Genomic DNA, 15,557 nt, shown 5'->3' with positions numbered 1-15,557 from the left:
CCGCGCCCCCAGCCGCACTCAAACCCCCCATCTACGGTGCAAAGTAGTACTTCACCGCGAAACTTCCCGAACCTTGACACTTCAGACATCCGGCGAGGGATCTTGTCGCTTTCACCCCGAAAACAGGGTTTAACCCCACTTCGGACCACCACACCCCTTGCTAAACCTGCTCCTGGCCACCCCTTCCGGGTGCCCTGCCGAAGGTCCCTCCCCCTCCGGGCCGAAAGTCCTTTTTGTCCGTTTTGCTAGATCCACTATTCGCCCTAGTACCGGACGGAACGCCTGTGCGTCATGTCACCGGGGCGCCCGATCCAGGACCCCCCGAATGTGACGCGGGCTACGCTCCGGCCCCTGTTTTCAAGGGTCTTGGGGAACCGGAGGACCGTTCACCGGCGTCCCACGACGCGGCCGCGCCCGTCGGCTGCCGGAACACACGGTTTTCCTTCTGGCCCAACGCTCTCCCGGGGGATCGGCATGGACCCAGCAACCATCGGCACGCGCCTGGCCTCCAGCGTGGCCGCGCCTCTGGTCAGAAGGCTCTTCGTGACCGAGGGACCGGGAGCCGGGCTCGTGGACAGGCCCGTACGGATATCGGCCTTCGTCTCCTTCCAGGGCGAGAAACGGGCCGCCGGCGAGAAGGACCTGGCCCGCCTCGCGGCCGAGCTGGTCGGACGGGCGCTGCGCGGCCCCGAGCGGCCGTTCCCCGCCGACGAGGAGCCGGCCGTCGTCCACGCCCTCGCCGCGACCCTGCATTCCCTGGGCGACCTCACCATGACCGACGTCCAGGCGGTGGAACTCGGCCACCGGGCGCTCGCCCAGCGGCTGCGCGGGGCCGCCGACAGCCCCGACCGGGACCTGTCCTTCGACGCGGCCGTGTTCTACGAGGGGCTGCTCGACACCGCCTGCCTCCACATCCTGCACTTCTTCACCCAGCGCTCGGCGTTCGTCCCCCGCACCCTCGTGGAGCAGAGCCGCCGGCAGCGCGAGCTGATCGCCAAGGTGGACGAACTCATCGCCCGCACCCCCATGACGGGCGGCACCGACCAGGCGTTCGAGCAGCGCTACCTCGCCCATGCCGCCACCCGGCACGCCCACCTCACCATCTACGGCATCGACCTCGTCAACTCCCCGGAACGCTGGCCCCTCGACGCCGCCTATCTCAGCCTCCAGGCCCTGCGCCCCGGGGACGACGAGCAGACCGCCGCCCCGGAGGGTGCCCCCCTCGCCGCGGCCGGTGCGCTGACCGCCGAACAGGCCCTCGCGGAAGCGGACCTCGTCCTGCTGCGCGGTGTGGCCGGGTCCGGCAAGACCACGCTCGTGCAATGGCTGGCGGTGACCGCGGCGCGCGGGGAACGGGGAGACCGCGTCCCCTTCGTCCTCCCGCTGCGCACCCTCGTCCGCCGTCCCGACGGCCTTCCGGCCCCCGACGCGTTCCTGTCCGCCGTCCGGATCCCCTTCCACGCCACCCAGCCGGACGGCTGGGCCGACAGGGTGCTCCGCCACGGCCGCGGCCTGCTGCTGGTCGACGGACTCGACGAGATCCCCGAACGTGACCGCGAACACACCCGCCGCTGGCTGCGCGAGCTCCTCGACGTCTATCCCGGCAACCAGTGGCTGGTCACGTCCCGCCCCTCGGCCGTACGGGAGGACTGGCTCGCACCGGACGGGTTCACCGAACTCGTCCTCACGCCGATGACCGGCGACGACGTGGCCGCGTTCATCCGCCGCTGGCACGCCGCGGCCCGACTCGACGCCTCCGACACCGACCGCCTCGACGGCTACGAGCGCTCCCTCCTCGACGCCGTCCGCACCAAGCCGGACCTCGGCCGACTCGCCACCAACCCCCTGATGTGCGGCCTGATCTGCGCGCTGCACCGCGACCGCCGGGGCTATCTGCCGCACGGCAGACAGGAGTTGTACGACGCCGCGCTCTCCATGCTGCTGTCGCGCCGCGACGAGGAACGCGACATGTTCGTCACCGGAAGCGGACACGACGGCATCCATCTCACCGAACTCCCGCAGATCCAGCTCCTGCAGCGGATCGCCTACTGGCTCATCCGCAACAACCGGGTGGAGGTGGACCGGGACCGCGCCGAACGCATCGTCGCCGACGTCCTGCCCTCCCTTCCGGCCGCCGCCGGGCAGGGCGACGCCGCACGGATCCTGCGTCACCTCGTCGTGCGCAGCGGCCTGCTGCGTGAACCCGCCCCGGGCACGGTGGAGTTCGTCCACCGCACCTTCCAGGACTACCTGGGCGCCAAGGCCGCCGTGGAGGACGGGGACTTCGGGCTGCTGGTGCGCAACGCCGGGGACTCCCAGTGGGCGGACGTGATCCGGATGGCCGTCGCCCACGCCCGGCCCCGCGAACGGGCCGAACTGCTGGGCTCCATGACCGGAGCGGCGGCACGGCTCGACGGGGCGGCAGCGACCCGCGTACGGCTTCTCGCCCTCGCCTCGCTGGAACACGCCACCCAGCTCGCGCCCGAGGTGCGGTCCGCCGTCGAGGGCGACGCGGCGCCCCTCGTCCCGCCGAGGACGTCGGCGGAGGCCCGCGCCCTGGCCGAGGCCGGCCCCCTCGTCCTGGAACTGCTCCCCGGACCGGAGGGGCTGACCGAGGCCGAGGCCCGAGGGGTCGTGGTCACCGCCTCCCTGATCGGCACCGACGCGGCCATCCCCGTACTGGCACGCTTCCGCTCCCACCCGGCCCTGTCGGTGCGGGCCCAGCTCACCTGGGGATGGCACCGGTTCGACACCGAGCGCTACGCGTCCGAGGTCATCGCCGGGCTCGACCCGACGGATCTGTACTTCACCGCGCACTCGGCCGCCCAGCTGCGGGTCCTGCGCGAACTGGGCGGCCGGCCCAGGCTGCAGATCGTCGGGGACATCGGCTCCGCGGAACTGCGCTCCTGTCTGCCGCCCGGCGAGGTGACGCATCTGGCGCTGCGGTACAACAACCGTCTGCGGGACCTGGACTTCCTGGCCGGGCAGCAGCGGCTGGAGCGGCTCGGCCTCGACCAGTGCACGGAGGTCGACGACCTCGCGCCGCTCGGGGAACTGCCGCTGCGGGCGTTGTCCCTGCTGTCCCACCAGGGGCGGACCCCGTCGCCCGCCGGTCTGGCCGCGCTCAGGTCCCTGCGCGAGCTGAGCGTCGGGCACCGGCTCGCAGGCCCGTCGCTGAGCGAGGCGCTCCCCCCGGACTCGCCGCTGGAAGTCCTCTCCTTCGGACTGGACGTCCTGCGGGAAACCGGGCTGCGGGGACTGGGCCACTGGCGGTCGCTGCGCACCCTGTGGCTGAGCCGGGTACCCGGAGAGCTCGGCCCCGACGACTGGTCCGAGGCCGCCGCGCTTCCGGGGCTCAGGGAACTGCGGATCCACCGGGCCGCCCTGGGGTCCCTCGCATCGGCGCCGCCGCTGCCGTCCGTCGAGCACCTGGAACTGAGAAAACTCGTGGGGAACGAGGATCTTTCCGCGCTGAGGGCCCTGCTGCCGAATCTGCGGACGGTCGATTTCGTCCTCAATTCGGACACCGTCACCGCATCGGAACATCTCACGGGGCAATTGCCGGGCGAACACACGACGACCACGACCCACAACGTTCTGTGACCCGACTCGGCGGAACGCCCGGCAGAACACCCGGCGAAACGCTCCGCAGAACACCCGGCGAATGCCCGGCGGAATCCTCGGCGGAGAAAAGGGGCTGCCCCGGGACCGAAGTCCCGGGGCAGCCCCTTTCAGGCGGACCCTGAGGTCACGCCTCCTTGCTCAGGTTGGGACCGGCACCGCCGGCGGCCTGCTCGATCGGCGGGACGTCGGGGAGCGCCGACTTCTCCTCACCCCGGAAGGTGAAGGTCTTGGCGTCGCCCTCGCCCTCCGTGTCGACGACCACGATGTGGCCGGGACGGAGCTCGCCGAAGAGGATCTTCTCCGAGAGGATGTCCTCGATCTCGCGCTGGATGGTCCGGCGCAGCGGCCGGGCGCCCAGGACGGGGTCGTAGCCCTTCTTCGCGAGGAGCGACTTGGCGGTCGGGCTGAGCTCGATGCCCATGTCCCGGTCCTTCAGACGCTCGTCGACCTTGGCGATCATGAGGTCGACGATCTGGATGATGTCTTCCTCGGTCAGCTGGTGGAAGACCACCGTGTCGTCGACACGGTTCAGGAACTCGGGGCGGAAGTGCTGCTTCAGCTCCTCGTTGACCTTGGCCTTCATCCGGTCGTAGTTCGTCTTGACGTCGCCCACGGCCGCGAAGCCGAGGTTGAAGCCCTTGGAGATGTCCCGGGTGCCGAGGTTGGTCGTCATGATGATGACCGTGTTCTTGAAGTCCACGACCCGGCCCTGGGAGTCGGTCAGACGACCGTCCTCCAGGATCTGCAGCAGCGAGTTGAAGATGTCCGGGTGGGCCTTCTCGACCTCGTCGAAGAGGACGACGGAGAACGGCTTGCGGCGGACCTTCTCGGTCAGCTGGCCGCCCTCTTCGTAGCCCACGTATCCGGGGGGCGAACCGAAGAGGCGCGAGACCGTGTGCTTCTCGCTGAACTCCGACATGTCGAGGGAGATCAGCGCGTCCTCGTCACCGAAGAGGAACTCCGCGAGGGTCTTCGACAGCTCCGTCTTACCGACACCCGAGGGGCCGGCGAAGATGAAGGAACCACCGGGACGCTTCGGGTCCTTCAGACCCGCTCGCGTACGGCGGATCGCCTGCGAGAGCGCCTTGATGGCGTCCTTCTGGCCGATGACCCGCTTGTGGAGCTCGTCCTCCATGCGCAGCAGACGCGAGGACTCCTCCTCGGTCAGCTTGAAGACCGGGATGCCGGTGGCGGTGGCCAGGACCTCGGCGATCAGCTCGCCGTCGACCTCGGCCACGACGTCCATGTCGCCGGCCTTCCACTCCTTCTCGCGCTTGGCCTTCGCCGCCAGCAGCTGCTTCTCCTTGTCGCGGAGAGAGGCCGCCTTCTCGAAGTCCTGGGAGTCGATGGCCGACTCCTTGTCGCGGCGCACGCCCGCGATCTTCTCGTCGAACTCGCGGAGGTCCGGCGGTGCGGTCATCCGGCGGATGCGCATCCGGGAGCCCGCCTCGTCGATCAGGTCGATCGCCTTGTCGGGCAGGAAGCGGTCCGAGATGTACCGGTCGGCGAGCGTCGCCGCCTGCACCAGGGCCTCGTCCGTGATGGACACGCGGTGGTGGGCCTCGTACCGGTCGCGCAGGCCCTTGAGGATCTCGATCGTGTGGGGGAGGGAAGGCTCCGCCACCTGGATCGGCTGGAAGCGGCGCTCGAGGGCCGCGTCCTTCTCGAGGTGCTTGCGGTACTCGTCCAGGGTGGTGGCACCGATGGTCTGGAGCTCACCGCGGGCCAGCATCGGCTTCAGGATCGAAGCGGCGTCGATGGCGCCCTCGGCGGCACCCGCACCGACCAGCGTGTGCAGCTCGTCGATGAACAGGATGATGTCGCCGCGGGTGCGGATCTCCTTGAGGACCTTCTTCAGGCGCTCCTCGAAGTCACCGCGGTAGCGGGAGCCTGCGACCAGCGCGCCGAGGTCCAGGGTGTAGAGGTGCTTGTCCTTGAGGGTCTCGGGCACCTCGCCCTTGACGATGGCCTGGGCGAGGCCCTCGACGACGGCGGTCTTGCCGACGCCGGGCTCGCCGATGAGCACCGGGTTGTTCTTCGTACGGCGGGACAGCACCTGCATGACCCGCTCGATCTCCTTCTCGCGCCCGATGACCGGGTCGAGCTTGGACTCACGAGCGGCCTGGGTGAGGTTCCGGCCGAACTGGTCGAGGACCAGGGACGTGGAGGGGGTGCCCTCGGCAGGACCGCCGGCGGTGGCGGTCTCCTTGCCCTGGTAGCCGGAGAGCAGCTGGATCACCTGCTGCCGCACCCGGTTGAGGTCTGCGCCCAGCTTGACCAGGACCTGGGCGGCGACGCCCTCGCCCTCACGGATCAGGCCGAGCAGGATGTGCTCCGTGCCGATGTAGTTGTGGCCCAGCTGAAGGGCCTCGCGGAGCGAGAGCTCCAGGACCTTCTTGGCACGGGGGGTGAAGGGGATGTGCCCGGACGGGGCCTGCTGCCCCTGCCCGATGATCTCCTCCACCTGCTGGCGGACCGCCTCGAGCGAAATCCCGAGGCTCTCCAGGGCCTTAGCGGCGACACCCTCACCCTCGTGGATCAGGCCCAGGAGGATGTGCTCGGTGCCGATGTAGTTGTGGTTGAGCATCCGGGCTTCTTCCTGAGCCAGGACGACAACCCGCCGCGCGCGGTCGGTGAACCTCTCGAACATCGTTAATCGCTCCTCAGAGCGGTCAGGCAGTAAGGGGACGCTCCCCTCCCTGTCCTTCCGCAGCTTAGTCCCGCAAGCGGGGACCGCTCATTCCAACTGCCGACACCGTCCTTGGCCTCCTGACCCCGAACGCCGACATCTGCTCCAACCTGATGGTGCGAGACGATGTTCCCGCAGGCCAGGCAGATACCCTCTCCCGCTGTACGCCGATGGCGAACGTGAGATGCCCGAGCCCTGCGTGTCGCCTCTCCCACTAGGCATGTCTTACCCGTGCTCACTGACAGTCCATGCCGCGCGCACCGGTTCCCTCCGCTACGGGCGAACACCAATGCCCGGCCGAACGCTCCCGCACGCCCTTTTTCCGGGAACTCTGTGCGGTCACGGAAACGCCCAGCGTAACTCCGGGGCCCTTTCGGCGGTTGCTCCTTGCATGGTTCCCACCGTCCCTGTTCCACGTCGTCCGTTCGAGCCGGGTGATCCGGCCGATCCGGTGTGCCGGTGGTACGAGAACGAACTGGACTGGACGACGGTGCCCGGCTCGCCGGTACGGCTGGTCACGGGGCTGCGCTTCGACGTCCTGGAGGTGCCGGCGGAGGCGGGCTTCCCCGCGCTGAGGCATCTGGGGCCGGCTTCCCCGGTGGCACTGCACGGGGAGCGGATGCGGCTGCTGGTGACCGCGGGGAGCGCGGAGGAGCTGCCGGGGCTGCTCGACTGGCTGGAGTGGGGCGCTCTCGCGCTGGATCTCACGGCGATCGGCGCGGGCGGGAGCATCGAGGCTCCCCCGCCGACGGCCGGTCCGAAAACGCGGAGGGGCCCACGAGGGGCCTCCCGCTGGCTGCGCCGCCCGGAGCCCGGCCGCATGGTGGAGCCGGCGTTGCCGACACTGTCGGCGCTGGGCGGCGGAGCCGTCGGCGGGGGCGTTGGGGGCGCCCCCGATCTCGTACGACTGGTGCAGACGATGGCGACACAATGTCACCGCTTGAGGCTGCGGCGAGCGTGTGCTCAGCCGTTGGCCTTCTCGTAGGCCTCGCGAATGGACGCGGGAACGCGGCCGCGGTCGTTGACCTCGTAGCCGTTCTCCTTCGCCCAGGCGCGGATCTGCGCGGTGTCCTGGCTGCCGCCGGAAGCGACGCGGGCCTTTCCGCGTCCGCCCGAAGCACGGCCTCCGGTACGACGGCCACCCTTGACGTAGGCGTCGAGAAGGCCACGGAGCTTGTCCGCATTGGCGGTCGTGAGATCGATTTCGTACGTCTTGCCGTCCAGCGCGAACGTCACGGTCTCGTCCGCCTCGCCACCGTCGAGGTCGTCGACAAGAAGGACCTGAACCTTCTGTGCCACCGGATTTCCTTTCATCGATAACTTCAGGGCAAGGAGGGCCCGCGGCGTCTGCCGTTTCGCCGTCCCTTGTTATATGCAGTACTGCAGTACGTCGGAAAGCAAACCGCTTTTGCCGGAAAAACACAAACCCCTGGCGGAGACCGGTGGGACTCCGCCCGCCCGGAAACGTGCGCGTTTCGGACATAGGGAACGTGGGCAACGCACTCCGGCGGAATAGCCGGCCGCGATCACAGATGCAGAAGCATCCGGCTGTTGCCCAAGGTGTTCGGTTTCACCCGTTCGAGACCGAGGAACTCCGCGACGCCCTCGTCATAGGAACGCAGGAGCTCGGCGTAGACATCGGTGTCGACGGGTGTCTCACCGATCTCCACGAAGCCGTGCTTCGCGAAGAAGCCGACTTCGAAGGTCAGACAGAAAACGCGTCGAACACCGAGCCAGCGGGCGGTCTGGAGCAACTTCTCCAGCAACTGATGACCGACGCCCAGGCCCTTGACCGCGGGGTTCACCGCGAGAGTGCGGACTTCCGCGAGGTCTTCCCACATCACGTGCAGGGCGCCGCAGCCGACCACCTCGGCGTTGTCGTCGCGTTCCGCGACCCAGAACTCCTGGATGTCCTCGTAAAGGGTGACGGTGGCTTTGTCGAGCAGGATACGGCGGCGCACGTTCGCGTCGAGGAGTCGTCGAACGGCCGCGACATCGCTGGTCCTGGCCCGCCGGACAGTGACGGCTTTTGCGGTGACTTCGGGATGCTCCGCCGGAAGTCCTGCCGGAACCTCCGCGGGATGCTCTGCTGACATGAGCGGACGCTATCGCCCGGAGGCGTCCCCGTCGGCGGCGGGGTTCTCCTCGGAGGGCCCGGACACCGGCGGCCTTTCGGCGGCCTCGGGGGCTTGCGGTTCCGGCCCCTGCACCATGCGTACGGCATCGCTGAGGGCCACCCGCTGTTCCTCGCTCATCATCCCGAAGAAGGCGACGAGAGCGGCCGCCGGGTTGTCGCTCTGCGACCAGGCGTCGTTCATCAGGGCCGCGGAGTAGGCGGCCCGTGTGGAGACCGCCTCATATCGATAGGCCCGGCCTTCCGCCTCGCGGCGCACCCAGCCCTTCTGATGGAGATTGTCCAAAACGGTCATCACCGTGGTGTAGGCGATGGACCGTTCCTGTTGAAGGTCTTCCAGGACTTCCCGAACGGTCACCGGGCGGTTCCACTTCCACACCCGCGTCATGACCGCGTCTTCGAGTTCTCCCAATGGGCGAGGCACAGTTCAGAACAATAGTGGGAGATGGCCAACAAAAAGGGCGTACGACTCGAAGGACGCAGGAAACGTCCGAGTCGTACGCCGCCGACGACGCCGTCCGGTACGGGCGGGCGCGCGCCGAGGGGAGCCCAGGGCGCGCCGGGGGCCGTCCGAGGGGGCTCAGGCCCCGGCGTCCTTGGGGGCCGAGGCCTGCTGGGCGGCCTCCACGCGCGCGAGGGCGGCGTCGACGACCCCGTCCTCCTTGGCCTTGTTGGCCCCGCCCTGACTCCTCACGATCGTCACGATGAGCCCGACGAAGAACACGGCCATCACTACCGGGGGCACGAGCGCGGAGACGTAGTCCATGTCTCCAGAGTAGCCAGGGGGTGCAGCCCGGATCGGTCCGGGTCCGGGCTGCATCTCCCTAGCCCGCCGCGAGCTGCTGCGGCGGGTCGGCCGGCGGCGGGGCGTTCTTGCGCCGCGGCGGGAAGACCTCGCCCGGGGTGGGGACCGGCCGGTCCGGGCGCGGCGTCCGGACCGGCGGCTGGGGCTGCGGCCGCGGCTCGGGCTTGCGGTCGGGTTCCTCGGCGGCCCGGCCCCCGGGCAGGGCCAGCAGACGGGTGCGGGACGGAGGGATCACGGCGACCGCGCGGCCCGCGAGGCGGGCGCGCACGTCCTGCTCGGCGAGGACCCGGCAGCGCTCCAGGAGGGCCGCCGCCGAGGGGTTGCCGCGCAGCGCGCGGAGTGCGGCGAGGTCGTCGGGGTTCGGCCGGTAGCCGACCGCGAGGACGTCCTCCAGGAGGGCGAGGTAGCCGGCCGCGGTACCCGGCAGCGCGGCCCGGTAGCGGGTGAGGTCGGCCAGCAGGAAGGCCCGGAGCCTGGCCCCCTCGCGGACCGCCTCGTCGACGGACTCGGCGAGGCGGAGGCAGTCCTGGACGTCCTCGGCCGAGACGGGGCTGGGGTGCAGGGCGAGGGCGAGGGCACGGCGGAGCACACGCAGCTCCTCCGCACCGAACGCCATGCCGCCGTGGGATCCGTAGGGCGTGGGCATGGGTCGACGATACGTGCTAATCAGACAAAATCCGCATAGCGGAAGAAATGTGGCGCGTCCCGACGCCGGAGGGGCCCCGCGAACGCGGAGCCCCTCCGATCTCTGCCGCCCGCCTCACGCGGGCCGGGTCTCACATGCGCGAGACGTTCCGCTCGTACACGAGGCGCAGCCCGATCAGCGTCAGCCACGGCTCGTGCTCGTCGATCACCGAGGACTCGCCGAGGACCATCGGGGCCAGCCCGCCGGTGGCGATGACGGTGACGTCCTCGGGGTCGTCGGCGAGCTCGCGCGCCATCCGGGTCACGACCCCGTCGACCTGGCCCGCGAAGCCGTAGATGATGCCGGACTGCATGGCCTCGACGGTGTTCTTGCCGATCACCGCGCGCGGCCGGGCCACCTCGATCTTCCGCAGCTGCGCGCCCTTGACGCCGAGCGCCTCGACGGAGATCTCGATGCCGGGGGCGATGACACCGCCGACGTACTCGCCGCGCGCGCTGACCGCGTCGAAGGTGGTCGCGGTGCCGAAGTCGACGACGATCGCCGGTCCGCCGTACAGCTCGACGGCCGCGACCGCGTTGATGATCCGGTCGGCGCCGACCTCCTTCGGGTTGTCCGTGAGGATCGGCACGCCCGTCTTGACGCCGGGCTCGACGAGGACGGCGGGGACATCGCCGTAGTAGCGCCGCGTCACCTCGCGCAGCTCGTGCAGCACGGACGGCACGGTCGCGCAGATCGCGATGCCGTCGATGCCGTCGCCGAGCTCCTCGCCGAGCAGCGGGTGCATGCCCATGAGGCCCTGGAGCAGTACGGCGAGTTCGTCGGCGGTGCGGCGCGAGTCGGTGGAGATGCGCCAGTGCTCGACGATCTCCTCACCGTCGAAGAGACCGAGGACCGTGTGGGTGTTGCCTACGTCGATGGTCAGCAGCATGGCCGGGGTTACTCCGCCGCTCGCAGGTCGAGACCGATGTCGAGGATCGGGGAGGAGTGCGTGAGCGCGCCCACCGCGAGGAAGTCGACACCCGTCTTCGCGTAGGCCCCGGCGTTCTCCAGGGTGAGCCGGCCGGACGCCTCCAGCAGGGCGCGGCCGGCGACGAGCGCGACCGCCTCCTCGCACTCGACGGGCGTGAAGTTGTCCAGAAGGATCAGGTCGGCGCCCGCGTCCACGACGTCGCGCAGCTGGTGCAGGGTGTCGACCTCGACCTCGACCGGGACGTCCGGGAACATCTCCCGTACGGCCTCGAAGGCCTCGGCCACGCCGCCGGCGGCGACCACGTGGTTGTCCTTGACCAGCGCCGCGTCCGAGAGCGACATGCGGTGGTTGACGCCGCCGCCGCAGCGCACCGCGAACTTCTCCAGCGAGCGCAGGCCCGGAGTGGTCTTGCGGGTGTCCCGCACGCGCGCCCCGGTGCCCTCCAGGGCGTCCGCCCACGCGCGCGTGGCGGTCGCGATGCCGGACAGGCGGCACAGGAGGTTGAGGGCGCTGCGCTCGGCCGTCAGCAGGTCGCGGGTGCGCGTGGTGACGCTCAGCAGCTTCTGGCCGGCCTCGACGCGGTCGCCGTCCTCGACGTGTCGCTCGACCTCGAACTCGTCGGTGCAGACCACGGACAGGACGGCCTCGGCGACGCGCAGGCCCGCGACGACACCCGCGTCCCGGGCGGTGAAGTCTCCGGTGGAGACGGCGTCCTCGGGGATGGTCGCGACCGTCGTCACGTCCACGCCGTGGTCGAGGTCCTCCTGGATCGCCACGTTCGCGATGTCCTCGACCTCCAGGGGGTCGAGGCCGGCGTCGGCGAGGAGCTCGGCCAGAGCGGGATCGAGGCCGCACTCCATGTACGCCTCGTCCATGTCTGCGCCGCAGCCGCAGCCGTCGCCGCAGCCGCCGCTCTCGGCGAGGGGAAGGTCGTGGGTGCTCACTTCGGTCACTGCTCCTGGGGACGGGACTGGGGCGCCGCGTGGGGCTGCCGGGACGTCGGGGGGAAGTCTGCGGTATCGGTGGTGCGGACGGCGAGGGTCCGGTCGGGATTCAGCCGTACGACGATGTGGCGGCGCCACTGCTCGTCGTCGCGGTCGGCGCGGTCCTCGCGCCAGTGGCAGCCCCGGGTCTCCTCGCGCAGCAGGGCGGCGGCGACCAGGACGCGGGCCACGCACAGCAGGTTCGTGGCCTCCCAGGTGTCGACGCCGGGCTCGGAGGTCTTGCCGTTCTCGTCGAGGGCGTCCCGGGCGTCGGTGTGCAGCCGCTGGAGCTGCTCGGCCGCGGCCTGGAGGGAGGCGGCGGAGCGCAGCACGCCGGCGCCGCCCGTCATGATCCGCTGGACCGCGAAGCGGGTCTCGGGGGCGAGCAGCGGGTGCGCGGGCGTCTCGGGGTGCGGGACCGGCGCGGGCACGCGCGCGTGCAGGCCGTCCTCGGCGTGGCGCTCCGCGATGTCGGCGGCGATGCGCTCGGCGTAGACGAGGCCTTCCAGCAGCGAGTTGGAGGCGAGCCGGTTGGCGCCGTGGACGCCCGTGCAGGCCACCTCGCCGCACGCGTACAGGCCGGGGACCGTGGTGCGGCCCCGGGAGTCGGTACGGACGCCGCCGGAGGCGTAGTGGGCGGCCGGGGCGACCGGGACGGGCTCGGTCACCGGGTCGATGCCGTGGGCACGGCAGGCGGCGAGGATCGTGGGGAAGCGGTGCTCCCACATGGCGGCGCCGAAGTGCCGGGCGTCGAGGAACATGTGCTCGGCGTCCTGCTCCAGCATGCGGCGTGTGATGCCCTTGGCGACGATGTCCCGGGGCGCCAGTTCGGCCAGCTCGTGCTGTCCCACCATGAAGCGCACGCCGTCGGCGTCGACCAGGTGGGCGCCCTCGCCGCGTACCGCCTCGGAGACCAGCGGCTGCTGGCCCTCCGCGTCCGCGCCGAGGAAGAGCACGGTCGGGTGGAACTGGACGAATTCGAGGTCGGAGACCTCGGCGCCCGCGCGCAGGGCGAGGGCCACGCCGTCGCCCGTGGAGACGGACGGGTTGGTGGTCGCGGAGTAGACCTGGCCCATGCCGCCGGTCGCGAGGACCACGGCGGGGGCGTGGACGGCGCCCACGCCGTCGTGCTGGCCCTCTCCCATGACGTGCAGGGTCACGCCCGCGGTGCGGCCCTCGGCGTCCGTCAGGAGGTCGAGGACGAGCGCGTTCTCGACCGTGCGCAGACCGCGCGCGCGGACCGCCTCGACGAGGGCCCGGGAGATCTCGGCGCCGGTCGCGTCGCCGCCCGCGTGCGCGATGCGCCTGCGGTGGTGGCCGCCCTCGCGGGTGAGTTCGAGGTCGCCCTCGGAGGACTCGTCGAAGTGGGCGCCGGTCTCGATGAGCCGGCGCACCGCGCCGGGGCCCTCGGTGACGAGGGTGCGTACGGCCTCCTCGTCGCACAGGCCCACGCCCGCGACGAGGGTGTCGTCGAGGTGCTGCTCGGGGGTGTCGCCCTCGCCGAGGGCCGCGGCGACGCCGCCTTGGGCCCAGCGGGTGGAACCGTCGTCCAGGCGTGCCTTGGTGACGACGACGGTCCTCAGCCCGGCGGCCTCGCAGCGCAAGGCCGCGGTGAGACCGGCGACGCCGGATCCGACGATCACGACGTCCGCGGTGAGGGCCCAGCCCGGGGCGGGCGCGTGCAGGCGTATGCCGGTGCCGTTGGCGGTGTCTGAACCTGTGCCTTTGCCGGTCACGAGGCGGCTCCGAAGGTGAGGGGAATGTTGTCGATCAGCCGGGTCGTCCCGACCCGGGCGGCGACGGCGAGGACCGCCTCGCCGGTGAAGTCGTCCGGGACCTCCGTGAAGTCGTCGGGGTCGACGAGCGCGAGATAGTCCAGGACCAGCGGCGGCCGCAGGCGGGCCGCCTCGTCGAGCACCAGCCGGGCCGCCGAGCGGACGCCGCCGGGCCAGCCGGGGACGGCCTTGGCGACGGCGTGCGCGTCGGCCGCGGCCCGGGACTCGCCTATGGCGCTGAGGGCCTCGGCGCGCTCGCGCGTGGCGGGCACCTCCAGGGCCCGGGCGCGCAGCGCCTCCTGGGCGGCGTGCCGGTCGCGGCCGGCGAACAGGGCCTGGGAGAGGGCGAGCGCGGTGCGCCGCTCCTCGGCCGAGAGGTAGCGGTTGCGGCTGGAGAGGGCGAGCCCGTCCTCCTCGCGCACGGTGGGAACACCGGTGATCTCGACGCCGAAGTTCAGGTCGCGGGCCATGCGCCGGATCAGGGCGAGCTGCTGGGCGTCCTTCTGGCCGAACAGGGCCACGTCGGGCCGGGTGAGGTGCAGCAGCTTGGCAACGACGGTGAGCATGCCGTCGAAGTGGCCGGGCCGCACGGAGCCTTCCAGGCGTTCGCCCATGGGTCCCGCGGAGATCCGGACCTGGGGCTCGCCGCCGGGGTAGACCTCCTCGACGGAGGGGGCGAACACGACGTCCGCGCCCGCCTGTTCGGCGATCTTCAGATCGGCGTCGAGGGTGCGCGGGTAGCGGTCGAGGTCCTCGCCCTGCCCGAACTGGAGGGGGTTCACGAAGACGGTGACGACCACCTCGCCCGCCTCTCCCGCGATCTCGCGGGCGGTGCGGATCAAGGTGGCGTGACCCTCGTGGAGGGCACCCATGGTCATCACGACGGCTCTGCGGCCGGTGCGGGCGCGCGCGGACAGTTCGCCGGCGGTGCGCAGCAGGGCGGTGGTCATCGGGTGTCTCCCTCGGTCCCCTGGGTCGCGTCCGTCCCGGCGGCGAGTACCCCCAGGAGGTCCTCGGCGAGTTCCGGCTTGAGCAGTCCGTGGGCGAGCGCGCGGTCGGCGGTGGCGCGGGCCATCGCCAGATAGCCGGCGACGGTCTCCGGGGCGTGCCGGCGCAGTTCGGCGACGTGCGCGGCGACCGTGCCTGCGTCCCCGCGCGCGACCGGTCCGGTCAGGGCCGCGTCGCCCGACCTGAGGGCGTTGTCCAGGGCGGCGCCGAGGAGCGGGCCGAGCATGCGGTCGGGGGCCTCGACACCGGCGGTGCGCAGCAGCTCCATGGACTCGGCGACCAGGGTCACCAGGTGGTTGGCGCCGAGCGCGAGGGCCGCGTGGTAGAGCGGCCGGGACTCCTCGGCGATCCACTCGGGCTCGCCGCCCATCTCGATCACCAGGGCCTCGGCGGCCAGCCGCAGCTGTTCGGGGGCGGTGACGCCGAAGGAGCATCCGGCGAGCCGCTGGACGTCCACGGCGGTGCCGGTGAACGTCATCGCGGGGTGCAGGGCGAGCGGCAGCGCGCCCGCCCTGAGGGCCGGGTCGAGCACGCGCGCGCCGTACCGTCCGGAGGTGTGCACCAGGAGCTGTCCCGGACGGACGGCGCCCGTGTCGGCGAGTCCTTCGACGAGCCCGGGGAGCGCGTCGTCGGGAACGGTCAGCAGCACGAGGTCGGCGCGCCCCAGGACCTCCGCCGGGGACATCAGCGGCACGTCGGGCAGGAGTTGCGCGGCACGCCGCCTGGAGGCGTCGGAGACGCCGGAGACGGCCACCGGGCGGTGTCCGGCGAGCTGGAGCGCGGCGGCGAGCGCGGGTCCGACACGGCCGGCGCCGACGACGCCGACGGTCAGCCGCGCGGGGCGGTCCTTGGGCTCTGGCTGGGGATGTGTACTCACTCGACGGCGGCCTTCCGTTCCAGTCCGCTCGGGGTACCGGACGATT

Annotated in this window: 13 protein-coding genes; 2 read left to right on the top strand and 11 right to left on the bottom strand. The window is 71.3% G+C overall.

Annotated features, from left to right (window positions below; genetic code table 11):
• Positions 1-474 precede the first annotated feature (474 nt).
• The gene (locus tag ACH4S8_RS33085; RefSeq protein WP_398400654.1) at positions 475-3,603 is read left to right on the top strand and encodes an NACHT domain-containing protein; all 3,129 of its coding nucleotides are present in this window, start codon (positions 475-477) and stop codon (positions 3,601-3,603) included.
• 145 nt (positions 3,604-3,748) lie between these two features.
• On the opposite strand, the gene ACH4S8_RS33080 is transcribed toward ACH4S8_RS33085, so the two are convergent.
• A complete protein-coding gene (locus ACH4S8_RS33080) occupies positions 3,749-6,274 on the bottom strand; it encodes an ATP-dependent Clp protease ATP-binding subunit (protein WP_386592249.1) in 2,526 nt (841 codons plus the stop codon).
• Between the two features lie 430 nt (positions 6,275-6,704).
• Here ACH4S8_RS33080 and ACH4S8_RS33075 point away from each other — a divergent pair, with 430 nt between their 5' ends.
• Positions 6,705-7,298: an SCO3374 family protein gene (locus tag ACH4S8_RS33075; RefSeq protein ID WP_398400651.1), complete on the top strand. Its 594-nt coding sequence runs from the start codon at positions 6,705-6,707 to the stop codon at positions 7,296-7,298.
• Here the strand turns inward: ACH4S8_RS33075 and ACH4S8_RS33070 are convergent.
• The 10 genes from ACH4S8_RS33070 to ACH4S8_RS33025 form a co-directional block, all read right to left on the bottom strand.
• A complete protein-coding gene (locus tag ACH4S8_RS33070; protein ID WP_168529346.1) occupies positions 7,277-7,612 on the bottom strand; it encodes an Lsr2 family protein in 336 nt (111 codons plus the stop codon). The genes ACH4S8_RS33075 and ACH4S8_RS33070 overlap by 22 nt on opposite strands.
• Before the next feature lie 227 nt (positions 7,613-7,839).
• Entirely contained in the window at positions 7,840-8,409 is a 570-nt protein-coding gene (locus ACH4S8_RS33065) for an amino-acid N-acetyltransferase (protein WP_398400648.1), read from the bottom strand.
• Positions 8,410-8,418: 9 nt separating this feature from the next.
• The gene (locus ACH4S8_RS33060) at positions 8,419-8,835 is read right to left on the bottom strand and encodes a BlaI/MecI/CopY family transcriptional regulator (RefSeq protein ID WP_398400731.1); all 417 of its coding nucleotides are present in this window, start codon (positions 8,833-8,835) and stop codon (positions 8,419-8,421) included.
• A 192-nt stretch (positions 8,836-9,027) separates the two neighbouring features.
• Positions 9,028-9,213 (bottom strand): hypothetical protein, encoded by a 186-nt coding sequence (locus ACH4S8_RS33055; RefSeq protein ID WP_398400646.1) that lies wholly within the window; start codon positions 9,211-9,213, stop codon positions 9,028-9,030.
• Positions 9,214-9,271: 58 nt separating this feature from the next.
• The gene (locus ACH4S8_RS33050; RefSeq protein WP_398400729.1) at positions 9,272-9,868 is read right to left on the bottom strand and encodes a hypothetical protein; all 597 of its coding nucleotides are present in this window, start codon (positions 9,866-9,868) and stop codon (positions 9,272-9,274) included.
• Between the two features lie 160 nt (positions 9,869-10,028).
• Positions 10,029-10,826 carry a type III pantothenate kinase gene (locus ACH4S8_RS33045; protein ID WP_398400644.1) on the bottom strand — a complete coding sequence of 266 codons (798 nt, stop codon included), beginning with the start codon at positions 10,824-10,826 and terminating at the stop codon, positions 10,029-10,031.
• Positions 10,827-10,834: 8 nt separating this feature from the next.
• Positions 10,835-11,812, bottom strand: a complete 978-nt coding sequence (gene nadC / locus ACH4S8_RS33040; protein ID WP_398400642.1) for a carboxylating nicotinate-nucleotide diphosphorylase — start codon at positions 11,810-11,812, stop codon at positions 10,835-10,837.
• A gap of 5 nt (positions 11,813-11,817) precedes the next feature.
• A complete protein-coding gene (locus ACH4S8_RS33035; protein WP_398400640.1) occupies positions 11,818-13,587 on the bottom strand; it encodes an L-aspartate oxidase in 1,770 nt (589 codons plus the stop codon).
• Positions 13,584-14,576, bottom strand: coding sequence for a pantoate--beta-alanine ligase (gene panC, locus ACH4S8_RS33030; RefSeq protein WP_398400638.1), 993 nt, complete (start codon positions 14,574-14,576; stop codon positions 13,584-13,586). Before panC ends, ACH4S8_RS33035 begins: the two co-directional genes overlap by 4 nt.
• Positions 14,573-15,511 carry a Rossmann-like and DUF2520 domain-containing protein gene (locus ACH4S8_RS33025; protein ID WP_398400636.1) on the bottom strand — a complete coding sequence of 313 codons (939 nt, stop codon included), beginning with the start codon at positions 15,509-15,511 and terminating at the stop codon, positions 14,573-14,575. The genes panC and ACH4S8_RS33025 overlap by 4 nt, the downstream gene beginning before the upstream one ends.
• Between the last annotated feature and the right edge of the window lie 46 nt (positions 15,512-15,557).

Origin of the sequence: Streptomyces sp. NPDC021080, from assembly GCF_044333225.1 — a bacterium.
Classification (GTDB): Bacteria; Actinomycetota; Actinomycetes; order Streptomycetales; family Streptomycetaceae; genus Streptomyces.
The sequence above is the reverse complement of the archived record's forward strand: the minus strand, read 5'-3'. Positions and strand labels throughout refer to the sequence as shown.

Excerpts from the sequence above, each read along its gene's own strand:
- ACH4S8_RS33085 (WP_398400654.1), top strand. The coding sequence starts at position 475 with ATGGACCCAGCAACCATCGGCACGCGCCTGGCCTCCAGCGTGGCCGCG.
- ACH4S8_RS33080 (WP_386592249.1), bottom strand. The coding sequence starts at position 6,274 with ATGTTCGAGAGGTTCACCGACCGCGCGCGGCGGGTTGTCGTCCTGGCT.
- ACH4S8_RS33075 (WP_398400651.1), top strand. The coding sequence starts at position 6,705 with ATGGTTCCCACCGTCCCTGTTCCACGTCGTCCGTTCGAGCCGGGTGAT.
- ACH4S8_RS33065 (WP_398400648.1), bottom strand. The coding sequence starts at position 8,409 with ATGTCAGCAGAGCATCCCGCGGAGGTTCCGGCAGGACTTCCGGCGGAG.
- ACH4S8_RS33060 (WP_398400731.1), bottom strand. The coding sequence starts at position 8,835 with ATGACGCGGGTGTGGAAGTGGAACCGCCCGGTGACCGTTCGGGAAGTC.
- ACH4S8_RS33055 (WP_398400646.1), bottom strand. The coding sequence starts at position 9,213 with ATGGACTACGTCTCCGCGCTCGTGCCCCCGGTAGTGATGGCCGTGTTC.
- ACH4S8_RS33050 (WP_398400729.1), bottom strand. The coding sequence starts at position 9,868 with ATGGCGTTCGGTGCGGAGGAGCTGCGTGTGCTCCGCCGTGCCCTCGCC.
- ACH4S8_RS33045 (WP_398400644.1), bottom strand. The coding sequence starts at position 10,826 with ATGCTGCTGACCATCGACGTAGGCAACACCCACACGGTCCTCGGTCTC.
- panC (WP_398400638.1), bottom strand. The coding sequence starts at position 14,576 with ATGACCACCGCCCTGCTGCGCACCGCCGGCGAACTGTCCGCGCGCGCC.